Here is a 15,810-nt window from a genome sequence, read left to right on the forward strand (position 1 = left end):
GCAATGAAACGAAAGGGGAGAACTAAAATGCTTATCGCAGTTATCGTACTGGTGGTACTCGTTGCGGGGGGCGCTGGGGGAGCGTTACTCTTTACTGCGGGGGAACGGCGTGAAGCTAAAAACCTCCCGATCAGAGCACTGGATTTTAAGCAGATTAAGAATGGCACATATGTTGGGGAATATGAGGGAGGTATGTACAAGTGGAGGGCCAATAAAGTTCAAGTGACCGTGACCTCCAGCAAAGTTACAGAGATCAAGGTATTAGAGCAAGCAGAGAAAAAACCGGCCGAGTTCACAGATGAATTGTTCGGCAGGGTAATCCGGGAGCAGTCGCTGCAGGTGGATACCATAAGTGGCGCAACGCTCACCTCCAAAGCTTTTCTCAAAGCGATAGAAAATGCGCTGGATTAAGCAATGGAATCATTACAAGGAATCGAGAGGAGCATCCGATGATATTTTACTTTTCGGGAACCGGGAACTCGTTATATGCTGCTAAAAATATTGCTTTTCATACGGGTGAAGAGTTAGTTTCCATATCCGCCGCAGAGAACACAGGCAATGAATGCAATGAATATAATCTGAAGGATCATGAAATTATTGGATTTGTCCATCCTACTTATTCGTGGGGACCACCTGGAATCGTCCTTGAATTTATTAGAAAGCTTAAGCTGAACAATTTCCAGGGGAACTACGTCTTTTCCGTCGCAACCTGCGGAGGAAGCATCGGCAATTCAATGAAAGTGATGAAGGATTGTCTGAGCAGAAAAAAGATAAAATTAAACAGCGGATTTTCTATCAAAATGCCAAATAATTTTATCATCATGGGCGATGTGGATTCCAAAGAAGTGGAGCAACACAAGCTATCTGCGGCAGAGGAGACACTGAAACAAATCAACCATGACATTGAGCAAAGAATAACAGGAGAATTCAGGATAGATAAAGGCAAGTTTCCGTGGCTGTTAACCGGTATTATTAACCCGATGTTTACTAAAAAGGCCATTGATCCGACCAAATTTCAGGCAGATGATAGTTGTATCGGCTGTGGTACCTGTGAGCAGGTTTGTAACTGCAATAACATTCAAGTTTCTGAAAAACCGCAGTGGGGGCAAAATTGTACACTATGTTTGGCGTGTATTCATTATTGCCCCGTCAAAGCCATTCAATATGGCCAAAAGACCGAAAACAAAGGAAGATATACAAATCCCCATATAACCATTGCAGAATTTATAAATGAAAGATGATTGTACAGAAAACGTTGCTAGCCCTCATCTTGGTGACAAGGTGTGGGTTCTTTTGTGTCCTGGTGATATATGAACAGTTGATAATTTAATACAACCCCTGACTACATTTGACAATTGGTTAACCTTTCGAAGGTAAGATTGGTTAAGATCTTTATAACAAGGAAGGGGTATATGATGAAAAAGCTGATGAAGAGTGTGGTAATTGGAGGATTGGCAGCAGCAGTAGTCTCAGGAGCTACACTGGCCGGAGCGGCACAAAGTGCTAAAACTTCTGGGGGAGCTGCAAAAGCCCAGTCCAAAAATCTTATCGTACTAATTGGTGACGGCATGGGTCCGGCCCAAATTTCTGCCGCAAGATATTTTCAGCAATACACCAAGGGAGTCAGCCATCTTAATCTTGATCCGTACTACGTGGGACAAGCGACTACATATGCAGACCGTGGAGAGGACGGCGGGAAAATTGTTTCTGGGATCGTTACAGATTCCGCCTCAGCCGGTACTGCATTTGCTACAGGCCACAAAACATACAACGCAGGCATCAGCGTTTCCAATGAAGATGTATCCAAACCGTTTGCCTCCATTATTGAGGCTGCGGAAACGAGCGGCAAAGCAACAGGACTTGTTACCACAGCCCGGATTACTCACGCGACGCCAGCTGTTTACGCCTCCCATGTCCGCAGCCGTGATAATGAATCGGCAATTGCCTCGCAATACCTGGAGAGCGGCGTAGATGTTCTGATGGGCGGGGGCAAGCAGTTTTTTGTAACCAAAGATGAAAAGGGCAAACGGACGGATAAGAACATCCTCCCTGATTTTAAAGCCAAGGGTTACACTGTAGTTGAAAATAAAACAGCCTTAAATGCGCTTACCTCCAAAAACAGCAAGGTGCTGGGCCTGTTCGGCAGTTCCCATGTGGCTTATGTTCCGGACCGTACAGCGGAAATTCCAAGCCTGGCGACAATGACCTCCAAAGCGCTGAATATTTTATCAGCAGATAAAGAAGGCTTTGTCATGATGATTGAAGGCGGACGGATTGACCATGCCGGTCATGCCAACGATCTGCCGACACTTGTCCAGGAAGCACTCGATTTCGATGCCGCGGTCAAGACGGCGATTGATTTCGCGAAGAAAAACGGCAATACCTCCGTTGTGGTCACAGCTGACCATGAAACGGGCGGACTGTCCCTCTCCCGCGACAACATTTACGAAATTAATATCGACCTGTGGGATAAGCAAAAACATTCCTCGGAAAGCCTGGCTTCCGCTCTGGAAGCAGCACAGACACCGGAAGAAATCCGCAGCATCGTAACAGCCAATACATGGATTACCGATCTTACAGACGAAGAAGTTGCACAAATTATGGAAGGCGACGGGTCTTCATATAAACGTGAAGGAGCCTACAATGCAGTGGTTTCCAAACGTCTGCTTGTTGGCTGGTCAGGTCATGGCCATTCCGCAGTAGATGTGGGTGTCTGGGCTTATGGTCCGATTGCGGAGCAGGTGAAGGGACAGGTGGACAACACCGAGATCGCGAAGGCGGGTGCCAGCATACTGGGCCTTGATTTGAACAAACGTTCCGCAGAGCTGCAATCCCAATACGTATATCCGAAGTTCAAAATCAGCCGCGACAACAAGGTGCTTTATCCTGCTGAAGCTTTGATCAAGGCGCTGGGAGGTACTTACAAAGGGGATGCTGCCGCTGCGAAGCTGACATTGCAGAAGAACGTAATTGATGTGAATCTGACCGACAAAACCGCTAAGCTGAATGGTAAGGCTGCTTCTTATATCGTTGATATCGATAACGGTGTATTGTACCTGCCGCTTAGTGCATTCAGCCAGCTGAAGGGCACAACCTTGACTTGGGATGCTTTGTCCGAACGTATTAAATTGAGATAGGAGTGGCTCTGTTGCTCCAAATTCACGATTTGAAAAAGCAATTTCGTGTAGACGGAAGAAATGTGCCGATACTGGATATTCCCGAATGGAGTGTTGAAAAAGGAGAGAACGTAGCGATTACCGGACCCAGCGGGTCCGGTAAAAGCACTCTTCTGCATCTGATCAGCGGAATTCTGCTGGCCGACAGCGGCGGGATTGTCGTGGACGGCAAGCCGCTACGCGAGCTCACAGAGGCGAAGCGTGATGCTTTCCGGGCTTCCAATATCGGGTATGTGCTGCAGGATTTCCATCTGATCCCCTCATTGACGGCAAGGCAGAATGTGGAGATCGCTATGACCGCAAAGCTTCCGCTTAAGGAGAAAAGAAGGGTAGTCGACGATTGGCTGGATCAGGTAGGTCTGGCAGACCGGGGCCGGCATCTTCCATCCCAGCTTTCACGCGGGCAGCAGCAGAGGGTAGCGATTGTGCGGGCGCTGGTGAATGAGCCGCCGCTTGTGCTGGCGGATGAACCCACCGGCAGTCTGGACTGGGAAACGGCAGATGAAATTGCCTCTCTTTTACTGGATCTCAGCGTCGCTCATGGACATACCTTAATTGTGGTAACGCATGATCTCAATATGGCGAACCGTTTTCCCCGCTGTCTGAACATTCAAGAGATTAACCGGATACGCCGGGAATCAGCGCCCAAACTCCAGAGCAGCCGGGAGAAACGGAAGAGGGAATTGTATGAGTCTCTTTAGATTAACACTGCGTAATTTGCTGCATCGGCGGTTTCTGTCGCTGTTGACGGTATGTGCGGTCGCAGTTACGGTTGCTTTTATCGTCCTGCTATCCTTGTCCCGGCAAAGCGTTGAGCAAGGTGCCAAAAAAGGGTATGGTCCCTTCGATCTCGTAATTGGTGCAGCCGGCAGTGAAACCCAGCTTGTGCTGAATACCTTTTATCATATCGGTGCTCCGACAGGCAATATCCCGCTTGCTGTTCTAGATCAGGTGGAGCAGGATCAGGACGTGGATAAGGCCTTTGCGATGACAACGGGAGATAATTATAAAGGCTTTCCGATCGTCGGCATTGATTCCGGATATTTTGTTACCCGTTACGGCGACCGTAACCTTCAGGACGGGAATTTATATGCGCTCACTGGTGAGACCATTATTGGATCGTATGTGGCGGAATCTCTGGGTCTGCACATTGGAGATACATTTACGGGCGCACATGGACTTGTTCAGGGAGACAGCCATGAAACTGCGGAGGCGGAACACACGGAGGAGCATGGGGGAAATCATGAGGAAGATCATGAGGAAGACCATGCTGCCGAAGGGGCCGGAAATTCGCCGGACGAAGCACATGACGAAGAACATGGCGAAGAACACGCACATGAAAGCTTCCAGTATACCGTTGTGGGTATTCTTCCGGCCCTTCATACCCCTGATGACCGCGCAGTATTTACGACCGTAGATTATGCCTGGGCCGTACATGGTCTGCCTCCTGAGGAGCGGGAGATTACAGCTGTGCTGGTTAAACCGGCCAGTCTGCTGGGGGCCCATGATTTGAAAGAGGTGCTGGATGGCAGTAATGGAGTTCAGGCTGCCTATACAAGCCAGGCGGTTTCCGACGTGCTGAACGCTGTTGATCAGGGAGCACAGCTGCTGAGTGTGCTCACGGCATTATGCGTAATTCTGGCAGCGATAGCGATCCTGCTGTCTTTGATTGCCGCAGTCGGGGAACGTACCAAGGATGTGGGGTTATTGCGTCTTCTCGGCAAATCCAGAGCCTATGTATGGTTGACCTTAACGAGCGAAGGTCTGCTGGTGACAGCTACCGGACTTATCGCCGGACTGCTGCTGGGTCATCTTGGCGCTTACCTGCTGAAGGATGCACTGTTCGCCCAAGCTGGCATTCAAATTGAACCTTATCAGTGGACACCTGATCATTGGCTTATTGTTGCAGGGGCGCTTTCCATTGGTCTGCTGTCTTCGCTGGGGCCTGCATTCCGGATGTACCGGATGCATCCTCTTGCTTTGTTCAAATCCTAGGAGGTACATTCACTTGATAACATTAAAGGGTAGGTTGATCCTGATGACGGCTGCTGTTACAAGCATGCTGCTGCTTCAAGCATGCGGCCAGAACAGTGCAGCTGATGGCGGTGGAGAGTCCTTTGCTGCTGTAGTGGAGGCGGACAGTCCGGTAACAGAGGATGTGGCACAATCACCCGAAGCTACACAAGTACCCATAGTTCCAAAAGAATCACCGGCAGCTTCGCCAACTGTAGAGCGCTCTCCAGAAGCCGCCACGGCCACATCTGGACCTTCACCGGAACCCGAACTGGCTGCGGCGCCATCCATCGCACCAAGTACATCCAAACCTTTGCCGAAACCTTCTGCTCCAGTGGCAGTCATTCAGGATACATCGAAGAAGACTGTAGGCTCCAGCAAGAGTAATAGCAAGAGCCTGACATCTCCGACACCTGCAACGAAGTCAACGGCTAAGACAGGTGAAGCAGACAAGAGCGGAGGAAAGAGCAGCACTGTATCGCCGTCTCCACAAGCCAGCTCCCTCCCTGAGGCCAGTCCTGCCCCAACCGCAGTGGCCCAATTGAAGACTTCCTCCACAGGCCACACTGCCATTGATTGGAACGGCTTCTTCGACGGCAGCGACCAGACACGCCCCTCGGAGCAGTTTTGGGATCTCAGCGGCAGCGAGGTTACGATTAAGGGCTTTATGGGCGAAGTCCTCTCCTTTGAGAAGAACTGGTTTCTGCTGATTCCAGAGCCCGGGGCGGAGTGTCCCTTTGATAATGGGGATGAGACCTACTGGAACAAGATTATGATTGTCTTTGTACCTGAAGGCAGCAAGCTCCGGCATACCTCCGGCCCACTGCAAATTACCGGACGTCTGGACGTGGGCATCAAGATTGACGAGTCAGGCTACAAAACGATGTTCCGGCTTTATGATGCCTCTTTTAAGAGCATTTAAAGGAACTAAAATAATGAGTAATACCAGCCTTTGTATACCTTTTGGGGATACGGGGCTTTTTTTGGGTTTATAGATTGGATAATTTCTAATATATTAGAAGGTAGATTACCACTTATGGAATGGAAAGGATACCTGCCTGTGAGACAAGAAACAATACTGCTAGTGGACGATGAGCGGGAGATTGTTAACCTGATGGATATTTATTTCTGCAACGAGGGTTATCGGCTGCTCAAAGCCTTTGACGGACAGGAAGCGCTGGAATATTTAAAAGAGGAAAAGGTGGACCTCATTATTATGGATGTGATGATGCCCAGGATGGACGGGATAGAAGCCTGCATGAAAATCCGTGAAGAGCAAAATATGCCGATCATCATGCTGTCCGCCAAAAATTCGGATATGGATAAAATTCTTGGACTCAGTATAGGCGCCGACGACTATGTCGGAAAGCCGTTTAATCCGCTGGAGCTTGTGGCCCGGGCCAAATCACAGCTGCGCCGCTATCATAAATTCAACAAGGATAACCAACCAAGGATGAATGACAATGAGCTGATCTTCGAGGATCTCGTCATCGACATATTGAAACACGAAGTCTGCGTGGATGGACGTAAAGTAAGGCTGACACCCCGTGAATTTTCCATTTTGGAGCTGCTGGCGAGACATCAGGGCCAGGTGCTCAGCATGGAGCAGATTTACAGGAATATCTGGAATGAGCCTTTTCTGGACGGAGGCAGCACGGTTATGGTACATATCCGCAATATCCGCGAGAAAATTGAGCTGGATCCGAAGCAGCCCCGTTATGTGCAAACTGTATGGGGGATCGGGTATAAATTGGACGGGCCATCCTGAGAACTTGAGGTGATGATGCTGTGAATGCAAAATATATAAGTACTATCCGCTGGAAATTCATTTGGGCGTTTATTCTCAGCATGTTGTCAGGAGCCATCCTGTTATTTGGAGGGTACCGGCTGGTGAATTCTCTGCTTCACATGAACACGAGTTCACCGTCGGCACCCTATTCCCTGGTTTTGAAATGGATTATTAACCATATTGGCTCAGTGCCGGTAATGACAGCCGTAGGCATTATCAGCTTTTTGGTGTTCTTTTTCTTGTACACGCGAAAAGTAGTATCCTATCTCGAAGAGATCACACAGGGGATTCAGCAAATCACCAAACTGGGAGAGTCACACCGGATTGAAGTGCGGACCAGTGATGAACTAGGTGTACTGGCAGAGAATATTAATATTATGTCCGAACGGCTGCAGCAGTCCCTGCTTGAAGAGCGTAAGGCGATCCAGGCCAAAAATGAGCTGATTACCGGGGTCTCTCATGATTTGCGTACTCCGCTGACCTCGGTTTTGGGTTATCTGGATTATATTGAGCAGGACCGCTGCCGGGAAGAGACAGAGGTGCGCTATTATGTAGGCATTGCTTATCAGAAAGCACTAGTGCTGCGTAAGCTGATTGATGATCTGTTCGAATATACCCGTGTCAACAGTGGAGGACTGCCGCTTGCAGCAGAACAGCTGGACCTCAAGGCGTTCATTCGGCAGCTGGCGGAAGAGGCGGTTCCAGAGCTTGCCCGGGCAGGCATGGCCTATGAGCTGGTGGACCATACAGAATCCTTATGGATTCAGGGAGCACCTTACGAGTTGCTGCGCGCTTATGAAAATTTGATTACCAATGCCGTCCGTTACGGGCGTGAAGGGAAAAAACTGGAGATCGTACTCACCCGAGAAGGGGATGAAGCGGTCGTGCGGATCAGCAATTTTGGAGAAATGATTGCCGAAAGCGACCTTCCGCATATTTTTGAACGATTCTACCGGGCTGAACGCTCCCGTTCCCGGTATACCGGAGGTTCGGGGCTGGGACTTGCTATAGCCAAAGGGATTGTGGAACGCCACCACGGAGAAATTACAGCCCAAAGCGATGTGAACCGTACCGACTTTATCACCCGTTTCCCGTTATCTCCACAGGAGTCTTTAGAGAATCTTTAGAACTTGTGCGGGAGGTTCTTAAGAACTTGCCGGTATTCTATGTGTCATGGAGTAGTAAATGCACATATACCGGGAGGGATAAACTTGAGAAGACTAAATACGGTACGAACCGGATATTTGTATGTTATTGGAGGAAGCTTGCTGCTCAGCGGTGGGGTTCTTATGGTGCTACAGGCGGTGGTTTCCTTTCTATATTCGCGGCATAGCGCGGGTTCCGGGGCTTTTATTGTCCGCTTATTGCATTGGATGATCAATCATATCGGCAGGTTGCCTTTGGCTGTAATTCTTTTCACCGCTCTTTCCGGCGGTTTTTTCCTGCTGCGTTCACAAAAATTATCCGATGATTTCAAGGCGCTGCTGCGGGCATCGGAAGAGCTTGCGGCGAATGGCTTCTTTAGGGAACTGGAGGTATCCACCGGAGGAGAGCTGGGCAGGCTGGCTGCTAATCTGCGGAAACTGAACAAAGAGATTGAACCGGCAGATGCAGAAGAAGCGGGATGGAGCAGCGAAGAGAGCATGGCGCTCATACTAAGGATGAAGACGCTGCTTCGCTTGCTGGATGAGCTGAAGGCTGCAGAAGGAGAGGCCGTTCAGGTGGATGCGGTGAAACGTGAAGCGGCGGGCTTGGAGCGGTTCCTTGTGAACCTGATTGCAAAGTGTTGAGCAGGGGCAATACCGGCACCCGGTTCACCCGGCGAAAACTGCTGCGTGTTTTTTATACCGGATTTGATCTTGCGGTAATTGGCGTGTTACTGCTGCTGGTAATGCTGTTTTATGTCCGTGTATATGGAGAGGCTGTGGTAAGCCGTCAGGCCGGGAAGCTGGTTTTAGATCAATCAAGCGTCATTACCGATTCAGAGGGGAATGTGCTGCGCCGAATTCCGCTGCCGGAATCGGGATATCGGACGATGGCTCAGCTGGAAGAGATGCCGTCTCTGCTGATCGACACTTTTTTGGCAGTCGAGGACCGCCGGTTCTACAGCCATCAGGGACTGGACTATACGGGAATCCTGCGTGCTGCCATAAACAATACCGTGAACTTCAGAGTAACAGAGGGAGGCAGCAGCATCACCCAGCAGTTAGCCCGCAATCTCTATTTAAACAGAGATAAAAATATGCTGCGTAAGCTGAACGAGGCCTCCATTGCTACAGCTTTGGAGAAACGGTTGTCAAAGCAGGATATTTTGCAGCTTTATCTGAACCAAATCTATATGGGCCGGGGGCAGTATGGAATAAAGGCGGCAGCAGAGTACTATTTCGGTGTAAGTGATCTCAAAAAGCTGGAGATTTCGCAAATAGCTGCTTTAGCGGCTATCCCGAAAGGTCCTTCCATCTATAATCCTGCGGAGAACAACGCGGTTTCCGAGGGGAGGAGGGTGCTTATTCTGGGAATCATGCAGCAGCGGGGGCTGATCAGCCCACAGCAAATGGTTGCCGCGCGCAAACAAAAATACCAGCCTCCGGAAGAAGCTGAGACTGAGGTTGCAGGTGCTTCCTATATTGACGCTGTGCTGAAAGAAGCCTCCCGGCTTACCGGTAAATCGAGGGAAGAGCTGCAAACAGGCGGTTTCAGGATTAAGACAGGGATGAATACAGGCATCCAGAAGACACTGGAGCAAGCATTTCGTAACACAGATGTCTTTCCTCCCGATGGGAAAAACCAGCAGGTCGAGGCGGCCATGGTGATACTCAATCATCACACCGGGGAGATTGCTGCCATGATGGGAGGGCGCAATCCTCAAACGGGCAGCCTTAATCGGGCGATTATTGACGCACGCCAGCCGGGTTCCGCCTTTAAGCCGATTATTGATTACGGGCCTGCGCTGGAAAGCGGCAACTTTAGTCCATCGAGTATAGTTCCCGACCGTAAGCAGTCTTACGGGAGTTACAGCCCGGGTAATCTGAATGGCGTATACCGTGGCCAAGTTAGCCTGAACCAGGCGCTCCAGCAATCCATCAATGCTCCGGCCGTATGGCTGCTGAAGCAGGTGGGAATCTCCAGCGCCCGTCAATTTGCCGGAAAGCTGGGGTTAGAACTGCCGCAGGAGGATAACAATCTGTCCATTGCGCTCGGCGGACTCCACAATGGGGTATCTCCTCTGAAAATGGCCCAGGCCTACAGTGTGTTTGCGAGCGGAGGGACGTTTAATGAAGCTCATACCATTAGCAGCATAACCAATGCGCACGGGCGAATTCTATACAAGCATGTCTCCAGCCAGCGTCAAGTGATCTCGGCGCGAACTGCGGAAAGCATGACGTTCATGCTCCGCAATGCAGTAAATCAAGGAACCGGGAAAAAAGCGCGGATGAACATACCGGTTGCCGGCAAGACCGGAACGACTCAGGCAGCGCTTCCCGGTGTCGACAGCAAGGCTAATCGGGATCTTTGGTTTGTCGGCTACACACCGGATTGGACAGCCGCTGTATGGATGGGTTTTGACCGTACCGATAAGGATAACTATATGACTGCGGGCAGCGGGATGGCGGCCGCTTTATTCTCCTCAGTGATGAACAAAGCAATAGCCGTTCGGAATTGAAAGAGGCGCTGGCCGCAGTTATACACGATTTGCTCCAGGCAGCCAGGCGTCTTTGTCGTACCCCCGCTGTTCCCAATAGCCGACATGGTCCTCATCAATGAGTTCAATCCGGTTGAGCCATTTTACCGATTTATAGGCATACATTTGCGGAGTGACCAAACGTACAGGCCCGCCCAGCTGATTCGGAATCGGCTTGCCGTCATGCATGACGGCAACCATAACATCCTCCATTCGCGCCTGTGCGAGTGTCAGGGAGTCCGTATAGACGCCGTCGCCGGAATACAGCTTGACCATCACCGCCTGGCTTTTTACTCCGGCAAGATCAAGCAGCTTGGAGAGGGGCAGACCCTCCCAGGTATTCTTGTAGACAGACCAGCCAGTGACGCAGTGAAAATCACTGACCTGCACCTCGCGCTGCAGCTTGACGAATTCCTCCCAGTTCCAGGTGAACTTCTTGTCCACCAGCCCGTCAATCGTAAATGACCAGTTCGAATTATCGAATGCTGGAATATCGGTTACAGTATATACGCGGAAGTTCCCTTCCGCTCCTCCACCAATCGGTGGTGCTGAATTTGCCAGCGGAATAGGGTCGGGAATTAGTGTGTTGGCATTGTTTGCTGCATAATCCGCGGTACCGGGCAACTGAAAGGATTTGCCGATCCAGCGGACAAAGGTCGGTCCGAGCGTTACCGCAAGTCCGGCACCCACAGCGACTTTAATGAAACCGCGGCGGGTATACATCGGCTGCTGGACATGGGCCGCTCCCGGCTGTTTCTGCTTATCATTAGAAGCAGATGCTCCATTAGCTGATGTTACCGGTTCTGGTACAATAGAGCGTTTCTTCGGTTCTTTGAGCCACTTGACTCTGGTAATAGAGTGGTAAATAATAACCGGAAGTCCAACCCAGGTTAGAAGATCGTGTATAAATAGTGCGGTATTTGCTGCTCTTGGCCCGGCAAGCCTGAATTGCCAGAGTACGACACCCGACAAAATCCACCCGATCAATAGGACCAGCACAAAAATCACATTAGCCTTTTGCCCATTTTTCCCCTTGAGCCTTTTCCAGTGTTTTGCAGCAAGCAGTAAATAATAAATGACCGGAATCAGCAGCACCAGTCCAAACGCGATATGTGCCCATTTTAGCCACACCCTGCCCTCACCCAGAAGCTCCCGCCAGAAACCGCCGACCAGCAATAATCCGCTGAGTGCCAGAAACAGGACCAGCCAGGCATTCCACATATGGATGGAGACAAGCTTCTTCCCGTATCCTTTACGAATGTTCGTGAGTGCTTTCTTCAATTGCCATTCCTCCTCAGCCTTCCGCGCTATGACAATTAGTTCAACTTTTAATTAATTGTACCCTAAAAAAGGGCGGTTGGATAATTCTGCTGGCTGTTAAGAGTTTATATCTTCTGCTGTGAAAAAAGCCCACCCTACTCTAATAGAGAAGGATGGACCCTTATGGACCTTTTATAGAAGAGAGACGAAGCGCTGAAATCATGCTGCTTATTCAGCGGCCCATTTCTCCAGCGTCTTATCATTGGGTAACAGCAGGGCAAGCAGGCCAAGCAGCGGGAGGAAGCCGCAAGCTATGAATACAGTCGCAATTCCGATCCGGTCGATCAGCTCGCCGATGACTACCGAGCCGATCCCGCCGAGCCCAAAAGCCAGTCCAGTAATCAGTCCCGAGACGGTTCCGATATTGCCCGGATAGAGCATTTGTGCATAAATGACTGTTACTGAGAAGCTGGACAGCAGGACAAAACCGGAGATGATTAGCAGAACAGCGGCCCAGAAATGGTTTACAAAAGGCAACGCCAGCGCAAAAGGCACCGTACTCACCATAGAGATAAGGATGAGATTACGCCGTCCGAAACGGTCGGCTAGCGGGCCCCCGAAGAAGGTGCCTACTGCACCGGCTGCCAAATACATAAAGATGTATATTTGAGCGTCATCAAGCTTCATTCCGTATTTATCCATTAAGTAGAAGGCATAATAGCCGCCGATGGAGGCGCTGTACCAGGAGCGTACAAAAACGATAAAGACCAGGATCACGGTTGCGGTTAGAATACTTTTGCTGCGAGCAGGGTCAAGCGTGCGTCCAGTCGATTTTTTGCGGAACGTATAGCCTGCATTAAGCATTTCTTGATACCATTTGGCCACATAGGTCTGTACGGCAATTCCGGCGGCAGCGATGACGGTGAACCCAAGTGCACCCATCTGCCCAAAGGGAATGAATACCCATTTCATCAAAAGAGGACCCAGCGATTGTCCGGCGTTGCCTCCCACTTGGAAGATGGATTGCGACAATCCCTTGCGCTGACCTGCAGCCATATGAGCTACACGCATGCCCTCCGGGTGGAACGCAGCCGAACCGAAGCCGACAAGCATAACAGAGAAGATGACCAATACGTAATTTCCGGCAAAAGCGAGCAGGAACACTCCGGCGAACGTGCAGCACATCCCCAGAGGGAGCAGGATCGGTCGGGGTTTACGGTCAGCGGCATAGCCGATTATCGGCTGAATCACCGAAGAAGTGATGTTCAGGGCGAAGGATATCCATCCGACCTGTGCATAGGAGAGCAGCATGTTTTCCTTTAAGATAGGAAACATCGCCGGGATAAGCGCCTGAATGGAATCATTGAATAAATGCACAAAGCTTACGGCGAGTAAAATCCGGTAAATAGTATCCTGCTGCAGATTGCGTTGTTCCCGGTCTTTTGCAACTAAAGAGGGAGCAGCGGGTATAGAATTCTTATTCATCTGAGCTCCTTTCAAACGGTTTAATGGGTGAGCATATATATGGAAATCCGATAAATCCTATTTTAGCCACAATCGAAGCGTTATGGGAATCAATTTGTGCTCGAGTCGTTCCAATTATGCGTTAATTTATTATTTTATAAAAAAGGGTTGCAAACATTCCTTCAGCATGATATATTATCTCTTGTGCTTATGAGGCATCGACGCTGAACTTGATCAGCGAAGAAGAAATAAGTTGACAAGCAATACGAAAACATGATATGATCTAATTCCTGCGCAAGAGACATAACGTTGAAAGCCGGGAGCAAGTTCTTTGAAAACTGAACAAATGGAACGCGTTAATTTTTAAAGATTCATTTAATGAATCGTCAGTTTCAAAATGAGCAATCGCTCTTTTCAATATCTTTTTCGGATGGTTATTTTCTCGAAGTGATTCGGGTGAAGTAACCGCTCGAAAAAACCAATTTGGAGAGTTTGATCCTGGCTCAGGACGAACGCTGGCGGCGTGCCTAATACATGCAAGTCGAGCGGAGTTATGAAGGAGCTTGCTCTGGATTAACTTAGCGGCGGACGGGTGAGTAACACGTAGGCAACCTACCTCTTTGACTGGGATAACTACCGGAAACGGTAGCTAATACCGGATAATTCCTTTGTTCACATGGACGGAGGATGAAAGGCGGAGCAATCTGCTACAAGGAGATGGGCCTGCGGCGCATTAGCTAGTTGGTGGGGTAACGGCTCACCAAGGCGACGATGCGTAGCCGACCTGAGAGGGTGAACGGCCACACTGGGACTGAGACACGGCCCAGACTCCTACGGGAGGCAGCAGTAGGGAATCTTCCGCAATGGGCGAAAGCCTGACGGAGCAACGCCGCGTGAGTGATGAAGGTTTTCGGATCGTAAAGCTCTGTTGCCAGGGAAGAACGTCCGGTAGAGTAACTGCTACCGGAGTGACGGTACCTGAGAAGAAAGCCCCGGCTAACTACGTGCCAGCAGCCGCGGTAATACGTAGGGGGCAAGCGTTGTCCGGAATTATTGGGCGTAAAGCGCGCGCAGGCGGCTATTTAAGTCTGGTGTTTAAACCTTGGGCTCAACCTGAGGTCGCACTGGAAACTGGGTGGCTTGAGTACAGAAGAGGAAAGTGGAATTCCACGTGTAGCGGTGAAATGCGTAGATATGTGGAGGAACACCAGTGGCGAAGGCGACTTTCTGGGCTGTAACTGACGCTGAGGCGCGAAAGCGTGGGGAGCAAACAGGATTAGATACCCTGGTAGTCCACGCCGTAAACGATGAGTGCTAGGTGTTAGGGGTTTCGATACCCTTGGTGCCGAAGTTAACACAGTAAGCACTCCGCCTGGGGAGTACGGTCGCAAGACTGAAACTCAAAGGAATTGACGGGGACCCGCACAAGCAGTGGAGTATGTGGTTTAATTCGAAGCAACGCGAAGAACCTTACCAGGTCTTGACATCCCTCTGAATCCACTAGAGATAGTGGCGGCCTTCGGGACAGAGGAGACAGGTGGTGCATGGTTGTCGTCAGCTCGTGTCGTGAGATGTTGGGTTAAGTCCCGCAACGAGCGCAACCCTTGACTTTAGTTGCCAGCAGGTCGAGCTGGGCACTCTAGAGTGACTGCCGGTGACAAACCGGAGGAAGGTGGGGATGACGTCAAATCATCATGCCCCTTATGACCTGGGCTACACACGTACTACAATGGCCGGTACAACGGGAAGCGAAGCCGCGAGGTGGAGCCAATCCCAGCAAAGCCGGTCTCAGTTCGGATTGCAGGCTGCAACTCGCCTGCATGAAGTCGGAATTGCTAGTAATCGCGGATCAGCATGCCGCGGTGAATACGTTCCCGGGTCTTGTACACACCGCCCGTCACACCACGAGAGTTTACAACACCCGAAGTCGGTGGGGTAACCCGCAAGGGAGCCAGCCGCCGAAGGTGGGGTAGATGATTGGGGTGAAGTCGTAACAAGGTAGCCGTATCGGAAGGTGCGGCTGGATCACCTCCTTTCTATGGAGAATCGTCACCTGCAACGGTGACATTCAAATCGGAAGCTTAGCTTCCGAGATACTTAACGCGTATCCATTTGTTCGGTTTTGATGGAATTTGCGGGGCCATAGCTCAGCTGGGAGAGCGCCTGCCTTGCAAGCAGGAGGTCAGCGGTTCGATCCCGCTTGGCTCCACCAACAAACTTCATCAATAGTAGTACCTTGATCCTTGAAAACTGGATACCGAAACGAATTTGCGTTTTAGAACATCTTTTAGCTGAAACTTGTGTGAACAAGTTTTAATTAATAGTGATACTAAGCGAAGGTTTTGGATTGTGAGCGACTTTTGGCTTTAAACAGACTGGCGGACAGAGTGATCTGGAAGCGCTGTTTAAAACAAGATGAGCGAATA

12 protein-coding genes, 1 tRNA gene and 1 rRNA gene are annotated in these 15,810 nt (G+C 50.1%); 12 read left to right on the forward strand and 2 right to left on the reverse strand.

Annotation, left to right across the window (positions count from 1 at the left end; genetic code table 11):
- Positions 1-3: 3 nt before the first annotated feature.
- From NYE29_RS13195 to NYE29_RS13240, 10 genes are all read left to right on the forward strand, one after another.
- Entirely contained in the window at positions 4-411 is a 408-nt protein-coding gene (locus NYE29_RS13195) for an FMN-binding protein (protein WP_340896349.1), read from the forward strand.
- Between the two features lie 38 nt (positions 412-449).
- Positions 450-1,241 (forward strand): EFR1 family ferrodoxin, encoded by a 792-nt coding sequence (locus tag NYE29_RS13200; RefSeq protein ID WP_340896350.1) that lies wholly within the window; start codon positions 450-452, stop codon positions 1,239-1,241.
- Between the two features lie 174 nt (positions 1,242-1,415).
- Entirely contained in the window at positions 1,416-3,137 is a 1,722-nt protein-coding gene (locus NYE29_RS13205; RefSeq protein WP_445322165.1) for an alkaline phosphatase, read from the forward strand.
- Between the two features lie 29 nt (positions 3,138-3,166).
- The gene (locus tag NYE29_RS13210) at positions 3,167-3,877 is read left to right on the forward strand and encodes an ABC transporter ATP-binding protein (RefSeq protein ID WP_339225722.1); all 711 of its coding nucleotides are present in this window, start codon (positions 3,167-3,169) and stop codon (positions 3,875-3,877) included.
- Entirely contained in the window at positions 3,864-5,171 is a 1,308-nt protein-coding gene (locus NYE29_RS13215; protein WP_340896352.1) for an ABC transporter permease, read from the forward strand. Before NYE29_RS13210 ends, NYE29_RS13215 begins: the two co-directional genes overlap by 14 nt.
- A gap of 13 nt (positions 5,172-5,184) precedes the next feature.
- On the forward strand, positions 5,185-6,111 hold the full coding sequence (locus NYE29_RS13220; RefSeq protein WP_340896353.1) for a hypothetical protein: 927 nt from the start codon (positions 5,185-5,187) through the stop codon (positions 6,109-6,111).
- Positions 6,112-6,249: 138 nt separating this feature from the next.
- The gene (locus NYE29_RS13225) at positions 6,250-6,957 is read left to right on the forward strand and encodes a response regulator transcription factor (RefSeq protein ID WP_340896354.1); all 708 of its coding nucleotides are present in this window, start codon (positions 6,250-6,252) and stop codon (positions 6,955-6,957) included.
- Positions 6,958-6,977: 20 nt separating this feature from the next.
- Positions 6,978-8,105, forward strand: coding sequence for a sensor histidine kinase (locus NYE29_RS13230; protein WP_340896355.1), 1,128 nt, complete (start codon positions 6,978-6,980; stop codon positions 8,103-8,105).
- Positions 8,106-8,189: 84 nt separating this feature from the next.
- A complete protein-coding gene (locus NYE29_RS13235; protein WP_340896356.1) occupies positions 8,190-8,768 on the forward strand; it encodes a hypothetical protein in 579 nt (192 codons plus the stop codon).
- Positions 8,765-10,642 carry a transglycosylase domain-containing protein gene (locus NYE29_RS13240; protein ID WP_340896357.1) on the forward strand — a complete coding sequence of 626 codons (1,878 nt, stop codon included), beginning with the start codon at positions 8,765-8,767 and terminating at the stop codon, positions 10,640-10,642. The genes NYE29_RS13235 and NYE29_RS13240 overlap by 4 nt, the downstream gene beginning before the upstream one ends.
- 18 nt (positions 10,643-10,660) lie before the next feature.
- Here the strand turns inward: NYE29_RS13240 and NYE29_RS13245 are convergent, their stop codons facing one another.
- Together NYE29_RS13245 and NYE29_RS13250 are read right to left on the reverse strand one after the other, a co-directional pair.
- On the reverse strand, positions 10,661-11,941 hold the full coding sequence (locus NYE29_RS13245) for a molybdopterin-dependent oxidoreductase (RefSeq protein ID WP_340896359.1): 1,281 nt from the start codon (positions 11,939-11,941) through the stop codon (positions 10,661-10,663).
- A 207-nt stretch (positions 11,942-12,148) separates the two neighbouring features.
- On the reverse strand, positions 12,149-13,405 hold the full coding sequence (locus NYE29_RS13250; RefSeq protein ID WP_340896360.1) for an MFS transporter: 1,257 nt from the start codon (positions 13,403-13,405) through the stop codon (positions 12,149-12,151).
- Positions 13,406-13,864: 459 nt separating this feature from the next.
- Here NYE29_RS13250 and NYE29_RS13255 point away from each other — a divergent pair.
- A 16S ribosomal RNA gene (locus NYE29_RS13255) occupies positions 13,865-15,420 on the forward strand.
- Positions 15,421-15,520: 100 nt separating this feature from the next.
- A tRNA-Ala gene (locus NYE29_RS13260) sits at positions 15,521-15,596 on the forward strand.
- Positions 15,597-15,810: the final 214 nt, after the last annotated feature.

Origin of the sequence: Paenibacillus sp. FSL M7-1046 (genome assembly GCF_038007405.1) — a bacterium.
Taxonomy (GTDB): Bacteria; Bacillota; Bacilli; order Paenibacillales; family Paenibacillaceae; genus Paenibacillus_AQ.

Coding starts and splice junctions, on each gene's coding strand:
- NYE29_RS13195 (WP_340896349.1), top strand. CDS start 4: ATGAAACGAAAGGGGAGAACTAAAATGCTTATCGCAGTTATCGTACTG.
- NYE29_RS13200 (WP_340896350.1), top strand. CDS start 450: ATGATATTTTACTTTTCGGGAACCGGGAACTCGTTATATGCTGCTAAA.
- NYE29_RS13205 (WP_445322165.1), top strand. CDS start 1,416: ATGAAAAAGCTGATGAAGAGTGTGGTAATTGGAGGATTGGCAGCAGCA.
- NYE29_RS13215 (WP_340896352.1), top strand. CDS start 3,864: ATGAGTCTCTTTAGATTAACACTGCGTAATTTGCTGCATCGGCGGTTT.
- NYE29_RS13250 (WP_340896360.1), bottom strand. CDS start 13,405: ATGAATAAGAATTCTATACCCGCTGCTCCCTCTTTAGTTGCAAAAGAC.